10 protein-coding genes are annotated in these 10,008 nt (G+C 53.0%); 5 read left to right on the top strand and 5 right to left on the bottom strand.

Annotated features, from left to right (window positions below; all coding sequences use genetic code 11):
* Window positions 1–192 precede the first annotated feature (192 nt).
* The 3 genes from ACPGUT_RS11890 to ACPGUT_RS11880 form a co-directional block, all read right to left on the bottom strand.
* Window positions 193–738, bottom strand: a complete 546-nt coding sequence (locus ACPGUT_RS11890; protein ID WP_423991647.1) for a peptidoglycan-binding domain-containing protein — start codon at window positions 736–738, stop codon at window positions 193–195.
* Window positions 739–831: 93 nt separating this feature from the next.
* On the bottom strand, window positions 832–1,857 hold the full coding sequence (locus ACPGUT_RS11885) for an AbrB family transcriptional regulator (RefSeq protein ID WP_423991645.1): 1,026 nt from the start codon (window positions 1,855–1,857) through the stop codon (window positions 832–834).
* Between the two features lie 69 nt (window positions 1,858–1,926).
* A complete protein-coding gene (locus ACPGUT_RS11880; RefSeq protein WP_423991643.1) occupies window positions 1,927–3,186 on the bottom strand; it encodes a urate hydroxylase PuuD in 1,260 nt (419 codons plus the stop codon).
* Window positions 3,187–3,315: 129 nt separating this feature from the next.
* Here ACPGUT_RS11880 and ACPGUT_RS11875 point away from each other — a divergent pair, with 129 nt between their 5' ends.
* Window positions 3,316–4,245, top strand: a complete 930-nt coding sequence (locus ACPGUT_RS11875; RefSeq protein WP_423991641.1) for a LysR family transcriptional regulator — start codon at window positions 3,316–3,318, stop codon at window positions 4,243–4,245.
* Window positions 4,246–4,426: 181 nt separating this feature from the next.
* Window positions 4,427–5,071 (top strand): TetR family transcriptional regulator, encoded by a 645-nt coding sequence (locus tag ACPGUT_RS11870; RefSeq protein WP_423991639.1) that lies wholly within the window; start codon window positions 4,427–4,429, stop codon window positions 5,069–5,071.
* A gap of 6 nt (window positions 5,072–5,077) precedes the next feature.
* Here ACPGUT_RS11870 and uraH read toward each other — a convergent pair whose 3' ends face one another.
* Complete coding sequence (gene uraH / locus ACPGUT_RS11865; RefSeq protein WP_423991637.1) at window positions 5,078–5,431, bottom strand: hydroxyisourate hydrolase; 354 nt, start codon at window positions 5,429–5,431, stop codon at window positions 5,078–5,080.
* 150 nt (window positions 5,432–5,581) lie between these two features.
* Between uraH and puuE the strand changes: the two genes are divergently transcribed.
* From puuE to ACPGUT_RS11850, 3 genes are all read left to right on the top strand, one after another.
* Window positions 5,582–7,009, top strand: coding sequence for an allantoinase PuuE (gene puuE, locus ACPGUT_RS11860; protein WP_423991635.1), 1,428 nt, complete (start codon window positions 5,582–5,584; stop codon window positions 7,007–7,009).
* Complete coding sequence (locus ACPGUT_RS11855) at window positions 7,006–7,509, top strand: ureidoglycolate lyase (RefSeq protein ID WP_423991633.1); 504 nt, start codon at window positions 7,006–7,008, stop codon at window positions 7,507–7,509. The genes puuE and ACPGUT_RS11855 overlap by 4 nt, the downstream gene beginning before the upstream one ends.
* 72 nt (window positions 7,510–7,581) lie before the next feature.
* Window positions 7,582–8,904, top strand: coding sequence for a uracil-xanthine permease family protein (locus ACPGUT_RS11850; RefSeq protein WP_423991631.1), 1,323 nt, complete (start codon window positions 7,582–7,584; stop codon window positions 8,902–8,904).
* A gap of 306 nt (window positions 8,905–9,210) precedes the next feature.
* Here the strand turns inward: ACPGUT_RS11850 and ACPGUT_RS11845 are convergent, their stop codons facing one another.
* Window positions 9,211–10,002: an amino acid ABC transporter ATP-binding protein gene (locus tag ACPGUT_RS11845; protein WP_423991629.1), complete on the bottom strand. Its 792-nt coding sequence runs from the start codon at window positions 10,000–10,002 to the stop codon at window positions 9,211–9,213.
* Window positions 10,003–10,008 lie beyond the last annotated feature (6 nt).

Raw genomic sequence — 10,008 nt, 5'->3', positions numbered from 1 at the left:
AATTAGCGAAGCTCCCGATATTTCACAGAAAGCTGGGAACATTCGGTACGTTCGCGGCAATTCGAAAACCTTCATCGCCATAACGTCCCAAGAACGTTAACTGCGTCGGATTTCCGTCTGCGATACATCAAAATATAGTAAGAGCGCCCGAACCCCTTCAGGCGTTCTTATATTTTCAAATCCATCATCGGATCAAGAGAACCAGCCGGTAACCTTGCCCCAAACCGAGGTTTCTGCTGCAGGTTCAGCTTCTGCGGCAACAACATCACCACCGTCAATACCAGGCAGGGCTTCGCCGTCAAAATGCTCTTCGTCCGCCTGAACAACGGCTTTCTCAACCACCTCAGGTGTGAAGATCGCCAGCAAGCCCAGCATCTTAGACAGGGTTGCAGGTCCAGCCATGCCATCAACGGCCACACCTTGTTGTGCCTGGAATTCTTCTACGGATTTCTTTGTACCCGCCCCAAAGTGACCATCCGCATCAATGCCCAGACACTGTTGCATGTTTTTCACCATCTCACCACGTGATCCAACGCGCAGCAGGATCAGTTCTGGCAGGCCCATTTTCGCAAATGTATCCGGACCAGCAATGCCATCAGCCGCAAGACCGTTTGCCGCCTGATATTCTTTCAGGGCTTTTTCTGTGCCGGGGCCAAAAGCACCATCCGCATCCACACCCAATTTTTCCTGCAGGCGTTTAACCGGTGCGCCCTTCAGGCCGCGTTTCAGAATAGACATATATAACTCTCCCAGATTGATTACTGACCAGAGATTAACCAGTTTCACATGCCCTGTCGAACCAAACCTGGGGGGAAAACGGCCTGACTTATCTCAGGCCTGCAGCCCACGCAAAAGTACGGGGATCAGAACCATCAAGATCAGAAGGCGGGCGATGTGATGGGCCGCAACAAAGGTGCCGTCCACCCCCATCTGTGCGGCAAGCGCAATCATGACCTCAAGCCCACCCGGGGCGAAGGAAATGAACAGCGCTTCGGTAGGAAGACCCAGCAACATCGCCACCGCCGCACCACCGGCAAGCGCAATAAGGGATGCAACCAACGTCATGGCAAGCCCGGCAATAATCGCGCCTTTGAGATCTGCCATACTGACCCCTTGAAAACGGCTGCCAATCAATGTCCCAATCACAGCAAAGGCTGACAATCCAATCCAGGACGGCAGGGTTCCGGGTGTCGTTTCTGTCAGGTGACTGATCGCTGACACCACAAAACCAGCAAGAAAAACCGCAGCGGGAATGTTTTTGCGGCGTAAAAGCCAAGCAACACCCAGCCCCACAACAATCAGAACCAAGATCCAAGCATAGCCCATAATCACCGTATCTTGTGGCGCAGCATCGCCTTTGGGGATCAATCCCATCACTGGCGGCACCAGAAGCGTCAGCAACATCACACGCAGGGTCTGTATCAGGCTGACCCTGGCGACATTCATGCCCTTATCTTCCGCAATGGCAATTGTGTAACTTAACAATCCCGGAACAGCCGCCACTGTGGCCTCAGCCCGAGAGAAACGAAACAGGCGTGAAAACAACATGACGTTCAGTTTGATCGTCAGAAAAAGCACCGCGACCAACGCAAGAAAACTAACCGGCCATGCGGCGGCGGCCTGAATAACCTCGGGCGTCACACCCGCCCCAATGCCGATCCCCAGGATCAACATACAGAAATCACGCAACAGATCCGGTACATGGGTGCGTAGACCAGCAAGGGCTGCAAATGTCACCATCAGTGCAGGCCCCGTCAGATAGGGCGCAGCTATGCCCAGCAGATCCGCTATAACGGCAGAAACGCCGCCAATCAGCAGCGTCAGCCCCGTATCCCGAATGTCAGAAAGCTTGGTCACATGAGGTCCCCGTTATGGTCGCACCCTATGAGGGCAGACGGGAAACCTCAAGCAGAGGGCCCCTGGTCGTCAATGCATTGCCAGACTAAAAGGCAGCTCTTCGCGCGCGGCACGATACCAGGCCCGGATTTGTGCACGTTCTTCGTTGTCCATAGCCGTGACATTCGCAGGTGGCATTGCATGGGTTACACCCGCCTGCAGGTACACCTGTTTCGCGGCGCGGGCGATGTCAGCACGGGTTTCCAGCAACAGGTTTTTTGGTGCACGATGGATCCCATCCCAGAACGGTTCGCGCGCATGGCACATGGAACAGCGCCCGGCAACGATATTGGCAGCATCGTCAAACCCTTCTGCGGCGGCAAAAACCTGTTCTGTCGGGGTCAGGTCGCGTGCCTGTGAGTCCTCATAACTGTCCTGACGCAGGGGCGCAGTCGAGATCCACATAATCAGAATGAAGATCAGAACAGAAACAAGCCAAGTCCATGTCGGATTGCCTTTTCCCGCGTGGATCGAGTTGAAATAATGTCGGATCGTCACCCCCAGCAGGAACACAAGACTGGCAATCAGCCAATTATATTCCGTCGCAAACGCCAGTGGGTAATGGTTGCTCAGCATCAAGAAGATAACTGGCAGCGTCAGGTAGTTGTTATGGGTCGACCGCAGCTTGGCAATCTTACCGTATTTCGCATCTGGCGTACGCCCGGCTTTCAGATCCCCGACAACAATACGTTGGTTTGGCATGATGATCAGAAACACATTCGCGGTCATAATCGTTGCCGTAAACGCCCCAAGGTGCAAAAGCGCCGCCCGTCCGGTAAAGATCTGATTGTACCCCCAGGCCATCGCAACAAGGATCAGGAACAGCAGCACCATCAGCAGGGTTGGCGTTTCACCCAGCTTTGATTTGCACAAAAAGTCATAGATCAGCCAACCAAGTGTCAGAGACCCAGCAGACACCAGAATGGCCTGAAACTGTGTCAGTTCCATTTTGCTGAGATCAATCAGATAAAGTTCTGCGCCAGCCCAATACACGATCATCAATAGGGCTGCGCCCGACAGCCAGGTCGTGTAGCTTTGCCATTTATGCCAAGTCAGGTGTTCTGGCATGGCTTCCGGTGCAACCATATATTTCACCGTGTGATAGAAGCCACCACCATGCACTTCCCATTCCTCGCCAAATGCACCTGCGGGCAGGTCGGGTGCTTTGCGCAACCCAAGATCCAGCGCGATAAAATAGAACGACGCCCCGATCCAGGCCATCGCCGTAATCACATGCAACCAGCGTACGGCAAAGCCGAGCCAGTCAAACATTATCGCCAGATCCTGCATTGGGGTCTCCCTCTGTGTTGGTCCCGTAGGTATGCCACATCCGGTTTTATCTTGCCATTTGCGAAATTTCCAGACAGTTTCAAATTCTGTGATAAAATCACAGGTAAAGCAAAACAAAAGAAGGCCACCATGTCCTATTTTGAAAACATCCGTACGTTTGTCCGTGTGTATGAACTTGGTTCCATGTCTGCGGCGGCCCGGGATCAACGTATTTCACCTGCGGTGGCATCTTCCCGAATTTCCCAACTGGAAAATCATCTGAACGTACGGTTGTTTCAACGCACAACCCGGTCTCTGAATGCAACGGAACAAGGGCAGATCTTCTATGAAGGTGCCCAGCGCGTGATCGAAGCCGTAGAAGATGCCGAAGCTGCAATTTCCGATGTCACCAGCAATCCCCGCGGCACTCTGTATATTGCCGCCCCTTTAGGTGTGGGCCGGCGTTATATCGCGCCTTTGTTGCCAGCGTTTAAGAAAGAATACCCCCTTGTGGATGTGCGCCTACGCCTGTCAGATCGCCGGATTGATGTGACACAGGAAGGCCTAGACGTTGCATTTTTCTTAGGTACGCCAGAAGACAGCAACCTGAAGATCCGCAAGATTGCGGATTGTGAACGTTTGCTTTGCGCATCACCCGATTACATTCGCGCCCGAGGATTGCCCACAAATGGTGCCGAACTGGTAGGCCAGAAACATGACTGTCTGATCCTTCGTTTCCCCGGAGCCACCGAATTTCAATGGCAGTTGCAAACACCCGAAGGAACAAAACGATACGCAATCTCCGGCCCATTTGAAACAGACGACGGGGATGTCCTGACGAACTGGGCCCTGGAAGGCCAGGGCATCGTTCTGAAACCTCATTTTGAAGTCGCCCATCATTTGGCAGAAGGACGCCTAGTTCCGGTGGCCACCGAAACCCCACCCCTGCCAGTGCAACTGGGTCTGCTATATGCCCACCGACGCCACCAAGATCCGAAATCCCGCCTTTTCATTGATTTTATGGCCGAACGGGTGAAGGCCCTATTTCAGGAAAACCAAGACAGTTCCCGCGACACTTAAGCCTAGAATACCTATTGGATCTTCCCGAGATATTCGGAGAGATAGAAAATGTCATTCAGTCAGTGTTTCGACACTATGCTATAGCCACGATTGGACAAGGTCTGAAAAGCCCGAGATAAGTAAATCACATTTAGCTATTTCCCCCCTTTGCGAGTCACCCCCAGATATGTCAAAAATCTGAATGACCGACAAATTCATCCGCGCCCGTAACTCCGCTCAGAAAACAGAGCGTCGTAAGCAAATCCTGATTGCCGCCCGTCAGGTTGCGTTGAAAGATGGCCTTGATGCCCTGACGCTTGCAGGTATTGCGGCAAAAGCCGGCATCACCAAATCCGCCTTCTATCGCTATTTCCGCAGCAAAGAAGAAATTCTGGCCTGGCTTCTAATGGGCGAAGCAGCATTGATGGCCCAGGATATGCGAAACCATATGGCAGGCTGTAAAAACATCGTTGAAGCGGCTGATCGATATGTCAGTCTCTGCGTTGCTAAGCCTATGTTTTGCAGACTTGTCAGCGAAATGGCCACCAATCTGGAACAAAATATCGCCCCGGAACCAATTATCGCGATCAAAAAAGAAACCGCCAGACAGTTGGAAGAATGGTGCCAGATCCTGGTGGAACTGGATATCGTGTCAGATCCTATGCAAGCCGTGCACTTTATTCGCACAGCTTATGTCATTCTGGCAGGTCTTTGGCCCGTGACCAATCGAAATGAAGATACGCTCCAGGCCTCTCAAGAAGCAGGCCTGGGACATTCTTTCACATCTTTCGAAGACGAATTCCGTCTGATCCTTGTGACCTATGCCCGGGGCCTGATGGCCGCATAACAGGGATTAGCTGCCACGATAAGTGGAACAGCCATACGGCGACAGCAAAAGCGGCACATGATAGTGGCTGTCTTCATTCATACCAAAACGGATAGGCACCTGATCAAGGAACAAGATTTCCTCATTCACCTGCCCTGTGGCACGCAGATAATCACCTGCAAAAAAGATCAACTCGTAGGTGCCTGTCTGAAATCTATCTTCCGGCAGGATCGGACTGTCAGTACGACCATCCGCATTGGTCACGCTTTCGGCGATCTTTTTGTGGGAATTGCCCGTCACTTTGTACAGCTCAATTCTGATCCCCTCAGCAGGGCAGCCCTTTGCCGTATCCAGAACATGTGTGCTTAACCAGCCAGCCATTTCGCCTCTCCCTTATTTTGTATCGTTTTGCCTGCATTTTTCCCTTCGGGAAAGCGGCGCCACATGAAAACAGTTTAAGGCAAATTTTGAAGGCCACTGGCTTTATTTTAAGCTAACATGAAAATAACAAACCGGTGATAAGGAAATATCGTGCAGAACTATCCGCGTGACATGCTTGGCTATGGCGCCAATGCCCCCGATCCAAAATGGCCGGGCGGCGCAAAAATTGCTGTGCAATTCGTCGTTAACTACGAAGAAGGCGGGGAAAATTGTATCCTGCATGGGGATGAGGCATCCGAAGCTTTTCTATCCGAGATTGTCGGCGCCGCACAATGGTACGGTCAACGACACTGGAACATGGAATCAATATATGAATATGGCGCGCGATCCGGTTTTTGGCGTCTGCACCGTCTGTTCAATGAAATGCAGATCCGGCCTACCGTCTATGGTGTTGCCACGGCCCTTGCCCGATCACCTGCGCAAGTTGCTGCCATGCAAGCATCCGACTGGGAAATCGCCAGTCACGGTCTGAAGTGGATCGAATATAAAGACGCCAACGTAGAAACCGAACGCGCCGACATGGAAGCTGCGATCAAACTGCATACCGAAATTACCGGTGAACGCCCCACCGGGTGGTACACAGGTCGCTGTTCGGTCAACACCGTAGACATCGTTACGGATGAAGGCGGGTTTGATTATATCTCCGACACCTATGATGATGATCTGCCGCACTGGCGTCACCACAATGGTCGTGATCAGTTGATCATTCCTTACACGCTAGATGCCAACGATATGCGGTTCGCTACACCGCAAGGCTTCAATTCCGGCGATCAGTTCTTCAGTTATCTACGCGACAGCTTTGATGCGCTGTATCGCGAAGGCGAAGGCGGCAAAGCCAAGATGATGTCGATCGGCATTCACTGTCGCCTGCTGGGTCGTCCAGGCCGGGTTGAGGCCCTACGCGATTTTATTGAATACGCCATGTCGCACGAAGATGTCTGGTTCCCGCGCCGCATCGACATTGCCCGTCACTGGCAGGAACATCACCCAGCGCCTGCGCAATGGGCCCGACCATCGCAAATGTCGCGCGACGCATTTGTCACGGCCTATGGCGGCATCTTTGAACACTCTGCTTGGGTTGCCGAAAACGCCCATGAACTAGAAAAAGGTCCGGCGCATGATTGCCTTGAAGGCGTTCACAGCCTGCTGTGTCGCGCCTTCCGTGCCGCTGATCATGACGCCCGCCTTGGCGTGCTGAATGCCCACCCGGATCTTGCAGGCAAACTCGCTGCTGCGGGGCGCCTGACAGAAGAAAGCACGTCGGAACAGGCCAGCGCCGGGCTTGATATGTTGACGGACCAGGAACGCGAAACCTTCACCCGCCAGAACACCGATTATGTTGCCAAACATGGCTTTCCCTTCATCATCGCTGTGCGTGATAACGACAAAGCCTCGATCATGGCTGCATTTGAACGCCGGATTAACAACGACAGTGACACAGAATTTGCGGAAGCGTGCAAACAGGTAGAGCGCATCGCTTGGTACCGCCTCTCTGATACATTGGAGAGCGCCCTGTGACCCGTACCCTGCAGACCCAACCTATGACACGCGAAGCCTTTGCCCCGTTTGGGGATCTCATGCAGATCGAAGGCGATCCCGATGTGATGATCAATCAGGGCATGTGTGGCCGCTATCATGACAAAGCACATCTGGATTTTGACGGGGGCCGCATGGGCGTCAGCCTGTTTAACGCCACCCCCCGCGCCCTGCCCTATACGCTGGATATGATGGAACGCCATCCTTTGGGCTGTCAGGCATTTGTGCCGATGACCGAGCATGGGTTTCTGGTGATCGTTGCACCGGATGATAGCGGCAAACCGGGCCTGCCTCGCGCTTTTCTGACGGATCCGGGCCAAGCGATCAATTTTCACCGCAACACTTGGCATGGGGTTCTGACACCTTTACACGCTCCAGGCCTGTTTGCGGTAATAGACCGGATTGCGACGGACGGGGATGCCGCCGACAATCTTGAAGAATACTGGTTTGAAACGGCCTGGACAGTCGTCAAACCAGAATAAGAGCCGTTCTAACGGCCTTAAACGCTGGTCTGAAAAGACCATCGAGGGACAGTCAAACGGGAGGAGAAACCAATGACTGATATGACAACGGACGCCATGCGCGATCCGAATAACACGCCACCACTGGCCACAGCGATTCCGCTGGGCCTGCAACACGTACTGGCAATGTTTGCATCCAACGTAACCCCATCCATCATTGTTGCAGGGGCTGCGGGCCTTGCATTTGGTGGTGCAGAACAGGTCTATCTGATCCAGATGGCCATGTTATTTGCAGGCATCGCAACCCTGTTTCAAACTGTGGGCGTCGGCCCAATTGGTGCGCGCCTTCCAATCATGCAAGGCACAAGCTTTGCATTTGTTGGCGTGCTCGCCGGTATCGCCGCAACCCAGGGCCTGGGTGTTGCGCTGACCGCCTGTCTGATCGGTGGCATCATTCACTTTGCGTTGGGGTCTGTCATTCAGCACCTGCGTTTCCTGTTCCCGCCTCTGGTCACCGGCCTCGTCATTCTGGCGATTGGTCTGTATCTGATCCCTGTGGCAATCAAATACGCCGCTGGCGGTGCTGCTCCGTTTCAGATGGAAGCGGAAAGCTTTGGTTCCATGAAACACTGGTCCGTTGCCCTGACAGTGGTTGTCGTCGCCCTTGGCCTAAAGTTCTGGACCAAAGGCACGATTTCCAACGCTGCTATTCTAATCGGCATGATCGTTTCCTACATCTTGGCCTATATGCTGGGCATGGTCAGCTTTGACAAAGTCGCGGGTGCCGACTGGATCACATCCATCCACGTCATGCCTTATGGGTTTGAATTCAACCTTGGCGCCGTCGTTGCTGTTACGCTGATTTCCGTCGTGTCCGCAATTGAAACCGTGGGCGATGCGTCAGCCACCACCAAAGCCGGTGCTGGCCGCGACGCAACGGATGAAGAAATCGCAGGCGCGACCTATGCGGATGGCTTGGGCACTGCTGTGGCATCTGTCTTTGGCGGACTGCCAAACACATCCTTCAGCCAGAACGTTGGCATCGTTGGCATGACCGGCGTCATGAGCCGCCATGTTGTAACCATCGGCGCGATCTTCCTGATCCTCTGTGGTCTGCTGCCAAAAATCGGCGCGGTCATCGCATCTATGCCTCTGCCCGTTCTGGGTGGCGGCGTGATTGTGATGTTCGGCATGGTGGCCTCTGCGGGCCTGAACGTGCTGACCGAGGTCAACATGAACCGTCGCAACATGATCATCATCGCGATTTCACTGGCTGCGGGACTGGGTCTGAACCTTGTGCCAACCGCCGTGCAATATCTGCCGGGTGTTCTGAAGGTTCTTGCCACATCAGCCGTTGCGCCAACCGCGCTAATGGCCGTGGTTCTGAACTTGGTCCTGCCAGAAGATATCGACTGATTTAACACAGCTGGTCCCGGCACACCGGGGCCAGCAAATATATAGAAAAATACATTTCTTCACTTGATACATCCACCAACATTTATAAGATTTTAAACCCGCTCAATGAAGTGACCTCGCTCACTTTCCACTTCTTGTGGTAGCCTATCCAAATTCAGCACGGATAAATGGAGCAGGGAGCCGTCCAAGGCCTTTCTAAAATGCCAGTTTCAAGAATCACAGAATGCATTCCTTCCCTACAGCGGACAGGCCAAACAAAAACCCCGGCCACATGGACCGGGGTTTTCTTTGGCTATGTGAGGGGTCTTAGTGGCCCAGGATCTGGCTGAGGAACAATTTTGTTCGGTCAGATTTCGGGTTATTAAAGAACTCTTCTGGTTCGTTTTGTTCAACGATTTGCCCTTGGTCCATGAAGATCACGCGGTTGGCAACCTGACGGGCAAAGCCCATCTCGTGGGTTACGCAAAGCATGGTCATGCCCTCTTCCGCGAGTTCGATCATAGTGTCGAGCACCTCTTTGATCATCTCAGGGTCAAGCGCGGATGTTGGTTCATCAAACAACATGATCCGAGGTTTCATGCAAAGCGAACGCGCAATCGCCACACGCTGTTGCTGACCACCAGAAAGCTGACCGGGGTATTTGTCAGCCTGCTCGGGAATTTTCACCTTCTCGAGGAAATGCATCGCGATTTCTTCGGCTTCTTTCCGGGGTGTCTTGCGAACCCAGATCGGTGCCAGCGTACAGTTTTCCAGAATGGTCAGATGCGGAAACAGGTTAAAGTGCTGGAAACACATACCCACTTCGCGACGGACTTTGTCGATGTTTTTCAGATCTGAGGTCAGTTCAGTGCCATCAACGATGATGTCACCCTGTTGGTGCTCTTCCAGACGGTTGATACAACGGATCAAGGTCGATTTCCCGGAACCAGACGGCCCCGCAATAACGATACGCTCCCCTTCATTCACCGTCAGGTTGATGTCACGCAGCACGTGAAAGGCACCATACCATTTGTTCATGTTGTTGATTTGAATAGCGACTTCAGAGCTTACATGCATCTTCGAGCGGTCGATTTCACGTTCAGTAGCAAGTTCAGACATTATTTG

The organism is Halocynthiibacter sp., from assembly GCF_049608145.1.
Taxonomy (GTDB): Bacteria; Pseudomonadota; Alphaproteobacteria; order Rhodobacterales; family Rhodobacteraceae; genus Halocynthiibacter.
The sequence above is the reverse complement of the archived record's forward strand: the minus strand, read 5'-3'. Positions and strand labels throughout refer to the sequence as shown.